This window comes from Ruegeria sp. R14_0 (assembly GCF_017743975.1).
GTDB lineage: Bacteria > Pseudomonadota > Alphaproteobacteria > Rhodobacterales > Rhodobacteraceae > Ruegeria.
This window is the reverse complement of record NZ_JAGHRC010000001.1, coordinates 442,694-458,879: the sequence shown is the minus strand read 5'-3', so window position 1 is coordinate 458,879 and position 16,186 is coordinate 442,694. Positions and strand designations below refer to the sequence as shown.

The 16,186-nt window shown below is 58.5% G+C and carries 16 protein-coding genes; 7 read left to right on the top strand and 9 right to left on the bottom strand.

The window, feature by feature from the left end:
* Positions 1–39: 39 nt before the first annotated feature.
* On the bottom strand, positions 40–1,839 hold the full coding sequence (locus J7416_RS02255; RefSeq protein WP_209222650.1) for an ABC transporter ATP-binding protein/permease: 1,800 nt from the start codon (positions 1,837–1,839) through the stop codon (positions 40–42).
* 78 nt (positions 1,840–1,917) lie between these two features.
* Entirely contained in the window at positions 1,918–3,261 is a 1,344-nt protein-coding gene (locus J7416_RS02250) for a LysM peptidoglycan-binding domain-containing protein (RefSeq protein WP_209222648.1), read from the bottom strand.
* A gap of 126 nt (positions 3,262–3,387) precedes the next feature.
* Here J7416_RS02250 and J7416_RS02245 point away from each other — a divergent pair, with 126 nt between their 5' ends.
* A complete protein-coding gene (locus J7416_RS02245; protein ID WP_209222646.1) occupies positions 3,388–3,939 on the top strand; it encodes a TIGR00730 family Rossman fold protein in 552 nt (183 codons plus the stop codon).
* A gap of 47 nt (positions 3,940–3,986) precedes the next feature.
* Here J7416_RS02245 and J7416_RS02240 read toward each other — a convergent pair whose 3' ends face one another.
* The gene (locus tag J7416_RS02240; protein ID WP_209222644.1) at positions 3,987–4,439 is read right to left on the bottom strand and encodes a host attachment family protein; all 453 of its coding nucleotides are present in this window, start codon (positions 4,437–4,439) and stop codon (positions 3,987–3,989) included.
* Between the two features lie 480 nt (positions 4,440–4,919).
* Between J7416_RS02240 and J7416_RS02235 the strand changes: the two genes are divergently transcribed.
* A complete protein-coding gene (locus J7416_RS02235) occupies positions 4,920–5,591 on the top strand; it encodes a cyclic nucleotide-binding domain-containing protein (protein ID WP_209222642.1) in 672 nt (223 codons plus the stop codon).
* A gap of 154 nt (positions 5,592–5,745) precedes the next feature.
* On the opposite strand, the gene J7416_RS02230 is transcribed toward J7416_RS02235, so the two are convergent.
* Entirely contained in the window at positions 5,746–6,345 is a 600-nt protein-coding gene (locus J7416_RS02230) for a superoxide dismutase (RefSeq protein WP_170399967.1), read from the bottom strand.
* Positions 6,346–6,445: 100 nt separating this feature from the next.
* Between J7416_RS02230 and J7416_RS02225 the strand changes: the two genes are divergently transcribed.
* Complete coding sequence (locus tag J7416_RS02225; RefSeq protein ID WP_209222640.1) at positions 6,446–7,207, top strand: FkbM family methyltransferase; 762 nt, start codon at positions 6,446–6,448, stop codon at positions 7,205–7,207.
* Between the two features lie 100 nt (positions 7,208–7,307).
* A complete protein-coding gene (locus J7416_RS02220) occupies positions 7,308–7,706 on the top strand; it encodes a hypothetical protein (RefSeq protein ID WP_209222638.1) in 399 nt (132 codons plus the stop codon).
* Between the two features lie 42 nt (positions 7,707–7,748).
* Here the strand turns inward: J7416_RS02220 and J7416_RS02215 are convergent, their stop codons facing one another.
* The 4 genes from J7416_RS02215 to J7416_RS02200 all read right to left on the bottom strand — a co-directional run bounded on the left by J7416_RS02215 (position 7,749) and on the right by J7416_RS02200 (position 13,039).
* On the bottom strand, positions 7,749–8,315 hold the full coding sequence (locus J7416_RS02215; protein WP_209222636.1) for a sarcosine oxidase subunit gamma family protein: 567 nt from the start codon (positions 8,313–8,315) through the stop codon (positions 7,749–7,751).
* A complete protein-coding gene (locus J7416_RS02210) occupies positions 8,308–11,322 on the bottom strand; it encodes a sarcosine oxidase subunit alpha family protein (protein WP_209222634.1) in 3,015 nt (1,004 codons plus the stop codon). The genes J7416_RS02215 and J7416_RS02210 overlap by 8 nt, the downstream gene beginning before the upstream one ends.
* A 64-nt stretch (positions 11,323–11,386) precedes the next feature.
* Positions 11,387–11,719 carry a sarcosine oxidase subunit delta gene (locus tag J7416_RS02205; RefSeq protein WP_209222632.1) on the bottom strand — a complete coding sequence of 111 codons (333 nt, stop codon included), beginning with the start codon at positions 11,717–11,719 and terminating at the stop codon, positions 11,387–11,389.
* A 75-nt stretch (positions 11,720–11,794) separates the two neighbouring features.
* The gene (locus tag J7416_RS02200; protein WP_209222631.1) at positions 11,795–13,039 is read right to left on the bottom strand and encodes a sarcosine oxidase subunit beta family protein; all 1,245 of its coding nucleotides are present in this window, start codon (positions 13,037–13,039) and stop codon (positions 11,795–11,797) included.
* A gap of 196 nt (positions 13,040–13,235) precedes the next feature.
* Between J7416_RS02200 and ccmI the strand changes: the two genes are divergently transcribed.
* From ccmI to J7416_RS02185, 3 genes are read left to right on the top strand one after another with little or no spacing between them, the layout of a single operon-like run.
* Positions 13,236–14,462: a c-type cytochrome biogenesis protein CcmI gene (ccmI, locus tag J7416_RS02195; protein ID WP_209222629.1), complete on the top strand. Its 1,227-nt coding sequence runs from the start codon at positions 13,236–13,238 to the stop codon at positions 14,460–14,462.
* Positions 14,459–14,923 carry a Holliday junction resolvase RuvX gene (gene ruvX / locus J7416_RS02190; protein WP_209222627.1) on the top strand — a complete coding sequence of 155 codons (465 nt, stop codon included), beginning with the start codon at positions 14,459–14,461 and terminating at the stop codon, positions 14,921–14,923. The genes ccmI and ruvX overlap by 4 nt, the downstream gene beginning before the upstream one ends.
* Before the next feature lie 17 nt (positions 14,924–14,940).
* Entirely contained in the window at positions 14,941–15,174 is a 234-nt protein-coding gene (locus tag J7416_RS02185; RefSeq protein ID WP_209222625.1) for a DUF1289 domain-containing protein, read from the top strand.
* Positions 15,175–15,434: 260 nt separating this feature from the next.
* Here J7416_RS02185 and J7416_RS02180 read toward each other — a convergent pair whose 3' ends face one another.
* Entirely contained in the window at positions 15,435–16,163 is a 729-nt protein-coding gene (locus J7416_RS02180) for an STAS/SEC14 domain-containing protein (RefSeq protein ID WP_209222623.1), read from the bottom strand.
* Between the last annotated feature and the right edge of the window lie 23 nt (positions 16,164–16,186).

Genomic DNA, 16,186 nt, shown 5'->3' with positions numbered 1-16,186 from the left:
TTTCGATTGTCTGTGTTGAGCAAAAGCCCCGCTTAATCGTCAAGCAGCGTCCGCTTGCTGGCGGCTCCAGAGCTGGGCATAGCGCCCCTGACGTTGCAACAGCTCATCATGGGTGCCCTGCTCCAGGATTTCGCCGCGTTCCAGCACAACGATGCGATCAGCCTCGGCAATGGTGCTGAGACGATGTGCAATGGTCAGAACCGTTCGCCCCTCACCTGCGCGCGCAAGCGCGTCCTTGATGTCTTGCTCGGTGTCCGTATCCAAGGCTGAGGTCGCCTCGTCCAACAACAGGATCGGAGGATTTTTGAGCAAGGTCCGGGCGATCCCGACCCGCTGCTTTTCACCACCTGACAATTTCAATCCGCGCTCGCCGACCTTGGTGTCATAGCCTTCGGGAAGGGTCTCAATAAAGTCGTGGATCTGCGCGGCTTTGGCGGCCTGCTCGACGTCGGTCTGCGTGGCGCTTTCGCGACCATAGGCAATATTGTAGCGAATGGTGTCATTGAACAGCACCGTGTCCTGCGGCACGACCCCAATGGCTGCGTGCAGACTGGATTGGGTCACGTCGCGCACATCCTGCCCGTCAATCTTCAACGCGCCGCCTGTGACATCATAGAACCGGAACAGCAACCGCCCGATAGTGGACTTGCCGGACCCCGTGGCCCCCACGATAGCCACGGTTTGCCCGGCGGGAACCGTCAGGGAAACGCCTTTGAGGATTTCGCGATCCGGGTCATAGCCGAAATGCACATGGTCCAGGGTCACCTCGCCGCCATTGACCACCAGGTCCGGCGCGTCAGGCTTATCCTGTACCTCGGCCGGTTGCTCAAGCAGGTCGAACATTTGCCCCATATCCACCAGCGACTGGCGGATTTCGCGGTAGACAGTCCCAAGAAAGTTCAGGGGCACGGTAATCTGGATCATGTAGGCGTTGACCATGACGAAATCGCCTACGGTCAGCGTTCCCTGCTGTACGCCAATAGCGGCCAGAACCATTACCCCGATCAGTCCGCATGTGATCAGTAAGGACTGACCGAAATTCAGGAAGGCCAACGAATACGCGGTCTTCAATGCGGCCCCGGCGTAGGCCTTCATCGATGTGTCATATCGTTCAGCTTCGCGCGTTTCAGCGTTGAAATACTTGACGGTTTCAAAGTTCAGCAGGCTGTCGATGGCACGCTGGTTGGCCTCGGTATCCTGATCGTTCATCACGCGCCGCAGTTTCACGCGCCACTCGGTCACCGCAAAGGTAAACCAGATGTAAAGCGCGATGGTTGCGGCCACAACGACCAGATACCACACGTCGAACATCCACATCAGGATGATCGCGACCAGCAACAGCTCAAGGATCAGCGGGCCAATTGAGAACAACAGAAAGCGCAACAAAAACTCGACGCCTTTCACGCCGCGCTCGATGATGCGGCTCAGGCCACCTGTGCGGCGGGTCACGTGATAGCGCATGGACAGCTGGTGAATATGCTGGAAGGTTTCAAGCGCCAGCGCCCGCAGCGCGCGTTGCCCGACCGGTGCAAAGGCTGCATCGCGGAGCTGCTGGAACCCCACAGTCATCAACCGCGCAACGCCATACGCCACGGTCAAACCAACTGCGCCCAACGCCAAAGGCGGCACGCCCTCACCCGCCAGACTGTCGACCGCGCCTTTGTACAGGATCGGCGTGTAAACCGCGATCAGCTTGGCCAGCACCAACATCCCCATCGCCACAACGACACGACGTTTAACCCAAGGCTCATCATCGGGCCAAAGGTAAGGCGCGACCTTGCGCACCGTGCGCCAACCCGAGCGGCGCTCATCCGTCGCAGGCATGTCTTCTGAGGTCATAGGGGCTGCTCGTCTCATCACGTACCTGATCTGCGGTCAGAGATAGACCCTGGCCCCGCCGGGGCCAGAGGCAAGGAATTATTCGGGGATTGTGAAAATCTGGCCTGGATAGATCAGGTCAGGATCACGGATCGAGTCGCGGTTCGCTTCGAACAGCTTGACGTAGAGAATGCCATCGCCGAACCGATCCCGCGAAATCGCCCAAAGTGTGTCGCCCTCTTGCACGGTCACAGCACGGATCGCAGTTGTTTCTGGTGCGGCCTCGGGCTCATCACTGGCGTCGGCAGCACGCAACACTTCAAGCGCCTCGCGCTTGAACGGCGTTTCCAGGCGGCTGACGACGGTTCCGTCCGAGGCGACCTCATCCACTCGCAGGGTATAGACACCCGGGTCGATCCCCTCCAACTCGCTGCGCCACTTGCCATCGTCTGCCGGGGACAGATCGTCCACAAGCTGGTTGTCCAGATAGAGGCGCACCGCTGAACCGTCCGGCACGCGCCCGGTCAGTTCAACATCGCCAGCATCGGAATAGCCGATCGTGTCCAGTGCAACCTCTTCCGGTGCGCTGGTTTCCGCAGTCGGGGCTTGCACCAACTCAACCCCATCCTCACCTGAACGAAGGACAGCAACCTGTTGATTTTCGGAATCTTCCGCGGTGTCTTCGGTGGCCTCTTGGGTCGTCTGTTCAGTCAGTTCTGCACCAGCATCCGCTGTTTCGACCTCAGCAGTCGTGTCACCCACTTGTTCGTCCGGTGTCTCGGACTGCGCCGCAGTGCTGTCGCCAGCTGGTACCGGCTCTTCCGTGTCGGCGGTTGCGATTTGCTCGGGCTCTGGTTCGGGCTCGGGCAAGGCTGCAATCAGGTAGTCGTCTGACCGGAGGGGCGTATCCCCGCCGTCGGTTTCCAATGTCAGGCCACGGGCATCATCTGAGAACGGGATCGACAGGAATTCGGCAAACTGGCCCGAGGCGTCAACGGTAAAGCTGTGCACCGGCTCACCATCCAACAAGACGCGCACGTCTGATCCCGGCTCAGCATTGCCAGACAATAGCGTGTTGCCGTCGGGTTCGACAAAAATCTGGTCCAACGTCGGCGCTGGAATGACTGGGGCCGCCTCTGCCGCGTCCTCAGTCACTGCCTCAGCGGTGTCGTCCGATGCTGTTGCGGCCGTATCATCTGGCGCGGCCTCTGGTTCTGCCGCACCCTCAGGCTCAGCAGCCGCCTGTTCTTCCGATTCTTGGGGTGCAGGCGTATCGCTTTCAGTGGTCGCGACAGCGGTATCCGGTTGCGATCCCTCACCCTCTGGGCCGGGCCCAAAGACCCCAGACAGGTACAAGCCGCCCGCTCCGAGCACCACGACAACACCCGCAATCGCCCCCCAGGCGAACGCCCCCGAGCTTTCGCTTCCCGACTTGGAGTTCATTCTTTTCCTTTCACTCCGCAGCGCAAGTGCTTTGAGTATAACACATTCTGCCTGACGGTTGAGCCAATCTATCAATCCCGCTATCAGGGGTCAAAACCTCAGATACAAGCCCGGAGAAGCCATTCCATGTCTCAGAAATCTGTCTGTGTGTATTGCGGGTCACGAAATGGCGCGAATCCGGCCTATTCCGAGGCCGCGCGCCAATTCGGGGAACTGCTGGCCAACGAAGGCTGGCGGCTGGTCTACGGTGCCGGGGATGTGGGGCTGATGGGCGAAGTCGCCCGCGCTGCACAGTCCGCCGGAGGCGATACGTTCGGCGTTATCCCGGTCCATCTGCTTCAACGCGAAGTCGGGAAAACGGACCTGACCCGCTTTGTCGTGACCGAGACGATGCACGAGCGCAAGAAGGTCATGATTATGAACGCCGATGCCGTTGTCGTGCTGCCGGGCGGCCCCGGCTCATTGGACGAACTGTTCGAGGCGCTGACATGGCGGCAGTTGGGCCTGCATGACAAGCCCATTCTGATCATGAATGTGGATGGCTATTGGGATACGTTGAAGGACTTGCTGCAACAGGTCATCGGCCAGGGTTTTGCCGACGCCTCGCTTGCGGATTTCATCACATGGGTCGATAGCCCCAAGGCTGCCATGTCGATGCTCAAAACAAGCCTGACATAGTTGAGATGACACACGGGCGGCCAGCGCCGCCCGTTTGGCTTTTCAGTTCAGGTCGCGGGCGCAAGACGACTGCGCAGAACCTGCTCGACCTTATGCAGCGGGTGGTTCGTCAGCGTCTTATCTACTTCGGCGACCACCTTGCCCAGCACCTCGCTGTGCAACCGTCGCCGCAGCAACCCAAGGACGTGCGGGCTGGCCACCAGAACCAGCCGTTTATAGGCGCCTTTCAGCCCCTTCCGGTTCAGCAGATTGGCCACGTCTTGCACAAACAGGGACTTTGCCTGGGTCTTCCATTTGCCCTCTTCCATCGCCGATTTCTGGTTTGGCGCCGTGTCATACCGGCGGCCTGCCCGATCAGTTGGCTTGGTGTTTGCACCATCGCTTTCCTCGACTGATACGACAACCAGATTGGGATCTTCGGCGTCGGTAACGTTCTCCATGAACAGCGCCTTTTCCCCGTCTGCAATGACAACCCATGTTCCCTGTGCAAGTTCGACCATAGCGTTCTCCTGTTGTGGCGTTGAAGCCATTCCTCGAGCATCAGACACGCCTCTCCCGAGACGCGCCGAAAGCATTCAGCGCGCTGCCTGACGGTTATCTTAGTGGTTTGCGGTACTCTCCCTCCGCATACTTTAGCTAGGTATTGCGGGGGGCCTGCACAATAAGTCCCAACTCGAAAGTTGACGTATCGGCAGGTTTTCTCCTGCAACGGTTTCACAAGGTCATATCAGCACAGTCGAATGGCCCTTCGTTCGATGAAGCCCGCTACGCGAACAAAATGCAGCAATTCATGTCAATGACGGAATTCACTGCAACTGCGAAAACAAAAAAATCCGTGTTGGCGCTTCGCAAATTCACGCGCCTTCTGACAACACTCTGAGTCTAAGTTGGTTGTTCCAACGATTGCCCAACTGACAATTGATGAGCCATATGCTCGACTTCACGCGTTCTCTTTGGTTTGCAAACGCAAGGACAGACTTATGATCGGCCCAGATATTTTGGTAAACTCGGCGAACGTCGTTTATCTGTTTTCCTACTCAGTACGGGACATTCTTAAGTTAAGGATCCTCACCGTTTTAGGAGGCGGACTTCTGCTGCCCTATTTCTACCTTCAGACTTCGACGCTCTGGGTGCCAATTGGCTGGAATGTATTCTTTATCTTTATCAATCTATACTGGATTGCGCGGCTGTTGGCTGAACGAAGACCTGTCCAGTTTACCGAGGAGGAGCGTCGCCTCTACGCGCTTGCGCTCCAAAATCTTTCAGAAAAAGATGCGTTTCAGTTGTTCCGAATGGCTGAACATCGATCGGTCGATGCAGGAAGTGACATCCTAACACAGGGCCAAAGGGTCGCAGAATTGTCATTGATTGTCGAAGGCGAGGTCGTTGTTGAAGAGAATGGAACACGTGTTGATACCCTCGGCGAAGGTAATTTTCTCGGTGCCATAGCGTTTCTGAACCAAGACGGCGATTTCAACACGCCGGTCACGGTACGGACATTGGGACCTACAAAGCTTATGACATGGAAGTTCTCGGACCTAAACGCAGCGTTCACCAACAATTCAGACTTGCAGATTTCGGTGGAAGCTCGCTTGGGCATCGAAATATCCAAGTGGCTCCAGAAGTCTCGTCAAGCCCTTCTGAGCGCTTGAAGCGCGTATCAACTGAACGCTGGTTTAGGGCTTATTCCCGTCGTTCGATGTCGATTGCAAACGCAGAAACAGTACCAGAGTAACGCTCAGCCAAACAAAAGGCCTGCCAGCGTTACCGCCAGCAGGCCCTTGAAAACCCAATCTGGGTTAATGATCACATCCGCGATGCGACGTTTTCCCAGTTCACCAGGTTGTCGAGGAAGTTCGACAGGTAGGCCGGGCGCTTGTTGCGGAAGTCGATGTAGTACGAGTGCTCCCACACGTCACAACCCAGCAGAGCGGTCTGGTTGAAGCACAGCGGGTTCACGCCGTTCTCGGTTTTGGTCACGGCCAGCGAACCGTCGGCGTTCTTGACCAGCCACGCCCAGCCCGAGCCGAACTGACCGGCACCCGCAGCGCTGAACTGCGACTTGAATTCGTCAACCGAACCGAAGCTTTCGACCAGAGCCTTTTCCAGCTCACCCGGCATTGCGTTGCCGCCCGGACCCATCATTTCCCAGAACTGGTTGTGGTTCCACAGCTGGCTGATGTTGTTGAAGATGCCGTTTTGCGCCACGGCGTTCGCATCGTAGGTGCCGACGATGATCTCTTCCAGCGACTTGCCGTCCCACTCGGTCCCGGCGATCAGCTTGTTGCCGTTGTCGACATAGGCTTTGTGGTGCAGGTCGTGGTGATATTCCAACGTTTCCGCGGACATACCCTTGGCTGCCAGCGCGTCATGTGCATAAGGAAGATCAGGAAGTTCAAAAGCCATATCGGCCCCCTGTTTAAATGTAAGTTGCGGTTCCCAAGGTTAAATGCTTTGGCAACCGCCGCAGGTCAAGAGCCGAGACAAGAAAACCCGGAGGCAGGCGATGCTGACACAGGCGCGCAAGATGTTTTACCGCGCCCGCGGTTACTATGCGGGCCAGCTGAACGGCGAACCGTTTCGTCTGGACCCGTACCATTCGAAGTTCTGGCGCAAGGTAGCCGCGGGCCAGTGGGAACCCGAGACCTTTGCCGTTCTGGACAAATTTCTGTCGCCCGACCGGGATTATCTGGATATCGGAGCGTGGATCGGCCCAACGGTCCTGTACGGAGCCCGCAAGGCCCGGCACGTGTGGTGTTTTGAACCCGACCCGACGGCGTATCGGCATCTGGCATGGAATCTGGACCTGAACGATATCCAGAACGTGTCCGCCTTTGGCGTGGCGCTTTCGGACCAGTTCGGCGTGGCGCGAATGGCCTCGGTGCGGGGTGAACCGGGCGATTCCACCAGCTCGTTGCTGCATGACGGTGACCATGGCAATGACGCTTTGACCATTGCGTGGGACCAGTTCGAGGCCGTCAACGACCTGTCCCAGGTTTCACTGGTCAAAATGGACATCGAAGGGGCCGAGTTTTTTGTGCTGCCCATGCTGTTGCCCTGGCTGAAACGGACCCGCCCTGCCCTGTACCTCTCGCTTCACTCTCCTCTTTTGGGCGACGAGGAACGGCTTCGCCGGACATCGGAACTGTTGGAAAGTCTCTCGTTTTATCCTGACGTGCGCGATGAATCTGGACGAACTGTGGATATTGCGAAGGCTCTCAGCCCAACAGAACTCACCCGCTACCGAACACTTTTGTTTGCCGGGTAGAATGCGGCCTTTGGTCCTGACGGCTTAGACGTTTTCCCTCTTGCAGCCCAAGGGGGAAATTACTGTGTTGAACTCACGGAATAGTACGAAGGACAAAATAATGAAAGTTTCACTTGCCGCTGTTGCCGCGGTAATCCTTTCGACGCAATCCGCATTGGCTGGTACCGTCGAATACAAATGTGAAATTACAAGGCCGGACAGTCATGGCTGGATCGCGCCCGAATATTACTTTCAGGTGGATACTGACACGCGTGCGGCCAAAGTCGTCAGCAGACATCACGATTGGACTAGCGCCAAACTCAAAGTGAAAAACAACGGCCAATACCGGATGCTTTGGAACGTCAGCCTACGGTCAAGCGAAGGGCAAAGCTTGCGTATGAAATATCAGGCCAACCTTGATCCAGAACAGAACACCGTCAAAGTACGCGCAAGCTTTGGGACTGTAAGTGCTTCGAACAAGCCATATGGTTCCGGAGTTTGCAGCGTTTTCACTGGTTAACAAAAGCCCCGGTCTGACCGGGGCTTTTCAGTTCACATCAGTTCAGTACACACCAACTTCGCTGCCCGGTTGCGCCGCAACTTTCAGCAAGTTGAAGACGTAGTCCGCAGCCGAGCGGAAACAGACAACGCGCAACGTTTCGGCGTCGTCCATCCAGAACGCACCCGCCACCTGAGCCAGGCGCGAGCGGCGGATCTGGCCGGGTTGGAATGCCTCTGCCGACAGGTCAACCGGTGCCAGTTTGCCCAGCACCTCGCGGGCGCTGCTGCCGCCGATGCGGAACACGGCACGCGCATCCGAGACGTTGACCGCCAGCGCATGCGTGCCGCTAAGCGCGTTATTCATGGCGGCCAGCTTGGCCTCGACTTCGGCATAGGGAACAAGCACCAGAAGCTCGTCGGTCGACATCCAGCAAACGCCGGTCTCGCCATCCACCAGAGCTTCACGCTGACCGGGCACTTTTTGTCCGGTGGCGTCCTTCACGGCCTTGGCCAGCACCTTGTCGGACAGATCGCCGCGCAAGGTGATCATACCCTGCAGGCCGCATTCCTCGACCTTAGCGATGCCGTCATAGCTGGCGTGGTTCAGTGCGCTGATGGGTTCAGACATTCTGCTTCTCCCCGTCCTTGTCGAAGAAGATCGGGTCCACGATCTTTGCTTTGTAGGTTTTGCCATCGGTTCCGGGGAACTCGACAATCTCGCCCATTCGGTCGGGACCGTGCTTGATCAGTCCCATGGCAATGCCCTTGCCCAGATTGGCCGAGTAGTAGGTCGAGGTTACACGCCCGATCATGTTGCGCTGACCGTTGGCGTTGACGCCCTCGCCGACTGCGTAAGCTCCATCAGGCAAGACGGAACCATCCACAGTCTCAAGCCCAACCAATTTCCAGCGATCCGGGTCGGTCATATGCGACCGCTCCTGCGCGCGCTTTCCAAGGAAATCTTCTTTCTTTTTCGAGATCGCCCAGTTTAGCCCCAGATCCTGCGGGATCACGGTGCCGTCGGTCTCGTCCCCGATCATGATAAAGCCCTTTTCGGCCCGCAGGATGTGCAGACATTCGGTGCCATACGGCATCACACCGAACTCTTTTCCGGCCTCCATCAGAGCGTTCCAGAAAGCCTGCCCTTGCGAAGCTGGAACCGCGATCTCACAGCTCAACTCGCCCGAGAAAGAGATCCGGTAGACACGGCAATCGAACCCGCCGATCTGACCGTCACGCCACTCCATAAACGGCAGTGCTTCGGGGCTGACATCCATGCCGCCCAGCTTCTCCAACACCTTGCGGGCATTGGGGCCGACTACTGCGACCTGAGCGTACTGCTCGGTCACGTTGGCGACGTAGACTTTCCAGTCCCACCATTCGGTCTGCAACCACTCTTCCATATGGGCGTGGATACGTTCGGCTCCGCCGGTGGTTGTGTGGCACAGCCAGGTGTCCTCGTCGATCCGGGCGACTACGCCGTCGTCGATCAGGAACCCGTTTTCCGAACACATCAGACCATAGCGGCATTTGCCGATCTTCAGCGTGGACATCATGTTGGTGTACATCATGTCCAGGAACTTCCCGGCATCGGGACCTTTAACGATCAGCTTGCCCAGCGTCGAAGCATCCAACAGCCCGAGGTTATCACGGGTGTTTTTAACCTCTCGGTTCACCGCATCATGGACGGATTCGCCTGAACGAACATAGGCATAGGGACGCCGCCAATGGCCGACCGGCTCCCAATCGGCACCGTTCTTGTCGTGCCAGTCATGCATCGGAGTACGACGGATCGGCTGGAAAACCTCGCCCCGTGCTTCCCCACCAATCGAACCCATCGAAATCGGCGTGTATGGCGGACGGAATGTGGTGGTGCCCACCTTCGGGATTTCCGATTCCAGCGCATCAGCAAGGATCGCTAGCCCGTTGATATTGCTTAACTTACCTTGATCTGTGGCCATACCCAGCGTGGTGTAGCGCTTGGTATGTTCGACGCTTTCATACCCTTCGCGCGCGGCCAGTTGCACATCCGAGACTTTGACGTCGTTTTGGAAATCCAGCCAAGACTTCATGCGCAGCTGGATTTCAGCATTAGCGGGCATGAGCCAGACAGCTTCCATCGGTGCTTCGCCGGTTGTTTCACCGGACGGAGCTTTGGTGTTCTTGGGTTTGAACCCGGCGGCTTTGGCGGCTGCCTTGCCCGCAGCGTGCGCGTCGGTCAACACCTCACCCAAGGCCAAAGGTCCATTCGACGCACCTGCGGCCACGACAAACCCTTCGCCATTTGCGCCCAACGGAGGACGATCAGGATCGGGGCGGAAATGCGCGTTGGCGTCATCCCAGATCAATTTGCCGCCGCAATGCGACCACATATGCACGACCGGAGACCATCCGCCCGACATTGCCAAGGCGTCGCACTCAACCTCTTCGCGAGCGCCGCCGATGCCTTCTTGATTGCAGATTGCAACCTTCTTGACGCGCTTGCCGCCTTTGACTTTGGCGATGGCCTTGCCGGGGTCGACACGGATGCCGAGCTGACGCGCCTCTTCGGCCATTGGTCCTGCCGCAGCACGCGCATCGACGACGCGCAAAACGTTGACACCTGCCTGTTTCAGGATGATCGCAGTCCGGTAAGCATCGTCATTGTTGGTGGCCACGATCACTTTTTCGCCCGGGGTCACACCCCAGTTCACCACATAGTCGCGCATCGCCGAAGCCAGCATGACCCCCGGTACATCGTTGCCCGCAAAGGACAACGGACGTTCGATGGCACCTGTCGCGGTGACGACCTGCTTGGCACGGATGCGCCACAGGCGGTGACGTGGACCTTGTGTGCCCGGTTTATGATCGTTCAAACGCTCATACCCCAGCACATAGCCATGGTCATAGACACCTGCCCCCATGCAGCGCGCGCGCATGGTGACGTTGTCCATTGCCTCAAGCTCGGCAACCAATTGTTCCACGAACTTATCCACAGGCTCACCATTGATGGTTCCCCCATCGACCGGAGTACGCCCGCCCCAATGGGCCGTTTGTTCGATCAGCAGAACCTTGGCACCCGATTGCGCCGCCGCCTTGGCCGCTTGCAGACCTGCGATACCGCCACCGATGATCAGAACATCGGTGAAGGCATAGAAGTGCTCGTAGGTGTCCGCATCGCGGCTATCTTTGTCCGGGGCTTTGCCCAGACCGGCGGATTGACGGATGAACGGTTCGTAGACGTGTTTCCAGAACGGTTTCGGATGGATGAACATCTTGTAGTAGAAGCCAGCCGGCAGAAAACGCGACAGATGGGTGTTGATCGAGCCCACGTCGAATTCAAGGTTCGGCCAGTGGTTCTGGGATACAGAGGTCAGACCGTTGAACAGCTCGGTCGTGGTGGCGCGCTGGTTCGGCTCGAACCGATTGCCCTCACCCAATCCGACCAGGGCGTTCGGCTCTTCCGCGCCGCTGGCGACGACGCCGCGCGGACGGTGGTACTTGAACGACCGGCCCATCATCATCTGGTCATTGGCCAACAGGGCCGAGGCGAGCGTATCGCCCTCATAACCCTGCATCGAAGTGCCGTTGAAGGTGAACGTGACCTTTTTCGACCGGTCAATCAGCCGGCCTTGTTTTGCGAGACGGGTGCTCATTGTGCGGACCTTTCGCGGGTGGAGACATCAAGGCCTCCGGCGGGAATATTTTCGAACAGACGGATCATACGGAGAACTCTCTCCAGGCCCATCCCGGGCGCTTGGCAGTGATGGCGTCCTTGATCTCTTGCGGTGGCTCGGTGGTCTGGGCCGAATAGGTTCCAAACACTTCCAGCGTCTGGGTGCAGCGCGCAACGTGGAACCACTTGCCACAGCCGTTGCTGTGACGCCAACGCTCGAAATGCACGCCTTTGGGGTTTTCGCGCATGAACAGGTAGTCGTGGAACTCATCTTCGGATGAGCCCGGACCATAGCGTTTCAGATGCGCCTCACCACCGGCGGTGAGTTCGGTTTCTTCGGCATCGACGCCGCAATAAGGGCAATTCAGGATCAGCATGTGATCATCCTTTTGGCGGTCGGTTGGCACCTTGGCCAACCAGAATTCTAAACAATGGCGCTCTGTGGTCGGGCCTCAGTGCGCCACCCCGGCGGCAACGCTTTCGTCGATAAAGCGGCCCTCTTTGAAGCGGTCCAGCGTGAAGGCTTCGGTCAGCGGCGAATGGCCCGTGGCCATCAGCTGTGCCATGCCCCAGCCCGAGCCCGGAATGGCCTTGAAACCACCCGTGCCCCAGCCGCAGTTGATGAAGCAGCCACCCAGAGGCGTTTTCGACAGGATCGGTGACCGGTCGCCCGTCATGTCCACGATCCCGCCCCACTGGCGCAGCATCTTCAGGCGCGAGATCATCGGGAAGGTCTCGACCAGCGCCCGTACCGTTTCCTCGATATGATGGAACGAACCGCGCTGGGTGAAATTGTTGTACGCATCGGTGCCGCCGCCGATAACCATCTCGCCTTTGTCAGACTGAGACATATAGCCGTGCACGGTGTTCGCCATCACGACCACATCCATGCAGGGTTTGATCGGCTCGGACACCAGAGCCTGCAGAGCAATCGCCTCGAGCGGCAGACGGAAGCCCGCCATCTCGGCCAACTGGCCCGAATGCCCCGCGACCACGATGCCCAGTTTTTCGCAGTCAATCGCGCCTTTGGTGGTGTCCACACCAACGACGCGACCGTTTTCGGAACGGACACCGGTGACTTCGCACTGCTGGATGATGTCCATGCCCATCGCGGAACACGCGCGGGCATATCCCCACGCAACCGCGTCATGGCGCGCAGTTCCACCGCGTTCCTGCCACAGGGCACCCAGAACCGGATAGCGCGGGCCCTCGATGTTGATGATCGGCACCAGTTCCTTGACGCGCTCGGGCCCGATCCACTCGGTCTTTACGCCCTGCAGCGCGTTGGCATGCGCCGTGCGCTGATAGCCGCGAATCTCGTGCTGGGTCTGGGCCAGCATCATGACGCCGCGCGGGCTGAACATGATGTTGTAGTTCAGCTCTTGGCTGAGGTCTTCGTACAGACCACGCGCCTTTTCATACAGCGCAGCAGACGGATCCTGCAGATAGTTCGAGCGGATGATGGTCGTGTTCCGACCGGTGTTCCCGCCACCCAGCCAGCCCTTTTCGATCACGGCGACGTTCTGGATGCCATAGTTCTTGCCCAGGTAATACGCCGTGGCCAAACCATGGCCGCCGGCACCAATGATGATGACGTCATATTTCTTCTTGGGCTCGGGCGAGCGCCACGCGCGCTCCCATCCGGTGTGATAGCGCAGCGCTTCGCGCGCCACAGCAAAGGCTGAATAGTGTTTCATAAGCGAATCCATCCGGTTCGGTGATTGGGCGAACATATGCCGTGTAACGACAATACGCCCCTGCCGTGCAACGCCGTAATATCGCATTATTGCGACATAGGCCCCATTATTGCGACATGAAGTCGAATAGCGGCCATTTGTCCCTTTTTTCACCCAGCCCGGAGGTCTAAGTCAGGGCAGCCACATCGGAGAAGCCATGACGTTCTGGGCCCTGATCATTTTGACCGCACTGGTTACAGCGGTGTTTTTGGGTTTTTCCCTGTTGCGTGGGCGCGATACGCGCGAGCCGGCGGCCGCCTATGACCTGCGCGTTTACCGCGAACAGTTGGCGGGCGTAGACAAGGATCTGGCGCGCGGCGTGATCGGCGAAGCAGATGCCGAGAGGGTTCGCACCGAAATCTCGCGTCGTATTCTGGCGGCGGACGCCCAGATGCAGGCGCAAACAGCGCAGGCCGGGCCGCCGCGCTGGGTTACGATCACGGGGATAACGGTCGTAAGCGCATTTCTGGTAGGCGGCGCGGCGTGGATGTATGACCGGATGGGTGCAGCGGGACTGCCGGATCAGCCACTGTCATTGCGCCTTGAACAGGCCGAAATCCTCCGCGCGGAACGCCCCAGCCAGGCCGAAGCCGAAGCCGCCGCAACACCGGCTCCGCTGCCGGAGCTGGAGGAGAGTTACGCCTCTTTGCTCAACCAGCTTCGCGAAACCGTTGCCGCCCGCCCGGACGATCTTCAGGGGCATGTTCTTCTGGCGCAACACGAAGCCAACGCAGGCAATTATCCCGCGGCATACAAGGCCCAGCAGCGTGTCATCGAACTGTCTGGTGATCAGGTTCCGGCAGAAGCTTATTCGCATTTGGCCGAGATGATGATCCTGTCGGCACGCGGATATGTCTCGCCAGAGGCCGAAGAAGCGCTGCGTCAGGCGCTGCAGCGCGATCCGCGCGATGGTCCGGCGTTGTATTACCTTGGTCAGATGATGGTTCAGGTCGGCCGACCTGACATTGGATACCGCATCTGGACCGACGCGCTGCGCAACGCGCCCGCCGGAGCCCCTTGGGCGGATGCAATCCTGGCCCAGCTGGATGAGCTGGCCTTTCGGGCCGGTGTTTTCAACGCACCCGAGCCTCCGGCACCTGCGATTCCCGGTCCCTCGCAGGACGATATTGATGCCGCAGCCGCCCTGACCCCTGAAGAACGACAGGAAATGATCCGCGGCATGGTCAATCAGCTGTCAGACCGGCTGGCCACTGAAGGTGGAGCACCCGAAGACTGGGCCCGCTTGATCGCTGCGCTGGGCGTTCTGGGTGAAGGACAGCGTGCCATCGATATCAAGAACGAAGCGATGGAAGTCTTTGCCGGAAATGCAGAAGCGCTCGAGATCATCGACGCCGCTGCCTACCAGGCCGGCATAGCACAATGATCTATGACGCTTTCGAAGATTTCGCGGCCAACCTGCCGGCGATGACGGCCCTGATGGGCCTGGATCTGGGCGAAAAAACCATCGGTGTTGCCGTCTCCGACCGGATGCGCGGCGTGGCCAGTCCGCTTGAGACCGTGCGGCGCAAGAAGTTCACCTTGGATTCTGCTCGCCTTCTCGAGATCATGGCAGACCGCGAGATCGGCGGTGTTATCCTCGGCCTGCCGAAAAACATGGACGGAACCGAAGGCCCCCGCTGCCAGTCCACCCGCGCCTTTGCCCGCAACCTGTCGCGCCTGACCGAGGTTTCTATCGGATTCTGGGACGAACGGCTCAGCACGGTTGCGGCTGAAAAAGCACTGCTTGAGGCGGATACGACACGAAAACGTCGCGGACAGGTTATCGATCACGTTGCGGCTGGCTATATTCTGCAAGGGGCGTTGGATAGGCTGCGCTTTTTGTAATGGCACGGGGAACACCGATGACAAACATGGTCTGGAAAAGGAACGAGGTCGAAAGCCCTTGCATCCAGATTTGCGTCGTGCACCCGACCGAACGCATCTGTACCGGCTGCTATCGCACCATTGACGAGATCACACGTTGGTCGAAAATGGACAGCACCGAGCGCGCTGAAATCATGGAAGATCTGCCCGCCCGCAAACCACGCCTCGCCAAGCGGCGCGGTGGGCGTTCTGCGCGTGTCAACAAAACCTGAAAAGACCCTTGGTTCATGGATGTATCCGCGCCGCTGCGGGTTGGTCTGAACTACGAGGGGGGAAAGTTCCAAGACAAGCGTTGAGTGAGTGGCAACCCACAGCGGCGTTTCAAAAATGTCGTTCACCCGAAGTGGTCACGCGGGCGGACACTGGTTGCTTAATGTTTTTTGACCAGTCGATCAAGAAAAATTGAACGCTCGCTTAATTAACTTGACGTAATGGTCAACAAGTGCTGCTTTTGTGTTGCAAAACAGACGCGTTATCCCGCCGCCAACCAGGCTTTTGCGCTTTCAAACTCTTCTGATGGGAAGAATTGCGTCCGCGCGCCAAGAACATGACTGGCCACGCGTTGCGCGATGTGCTGCCAGGCCTTGTCCCCCACGATGGCTGCGCGATCCAACAACCCTATGTGGCCCCGCGCCAGCCGGAAATGCGCGGCCAACGCTGTCAACCCTTGCCAGCCGTCAAATTCCCGCAAGTCGATCAGCAGGCGAAACCCGTCCTTAGTGCTTAGGACGGCATCGAGATCACGCTCGGCTTGCTTGTACTGATCCGGGTCCAGTTTGCCCATCAGGCTGATCTGAACACAAGGTCCACCCAGATCGGTGACATGAATGGCCCCCAGCGATTCACGCATCCAACGACGCGCGGCCTCAAGTTCGGCAAGGTCAAACACCTGCACCGGACACGGCAAAATCGGAGCGGCCAGATGCACCCCAGATCGGACCCAGCCCTGATCTGCCGCAACAGCAATGCGGTCGAACCCGCGCCAATGGCTGAGGCCAAGTTTGGTGTCAGCCCACGCTGCGCCAAGATCGTACCCTTGGAATTCTGGTTGCACGATTGCCAGCATCCGAACCGCGTCATGATCTGCCAGCGCGGCCTCGATCGCGGGCACCAGTGTTTCACTGTAGTCTTTGCTGGTCACTTCGCCGGACAGTTCGACCTCGATCTGTGCCCCTTCGGAATCCGTATGAACCGTAATCATGAAACCCTCCAAACCTGAATAAT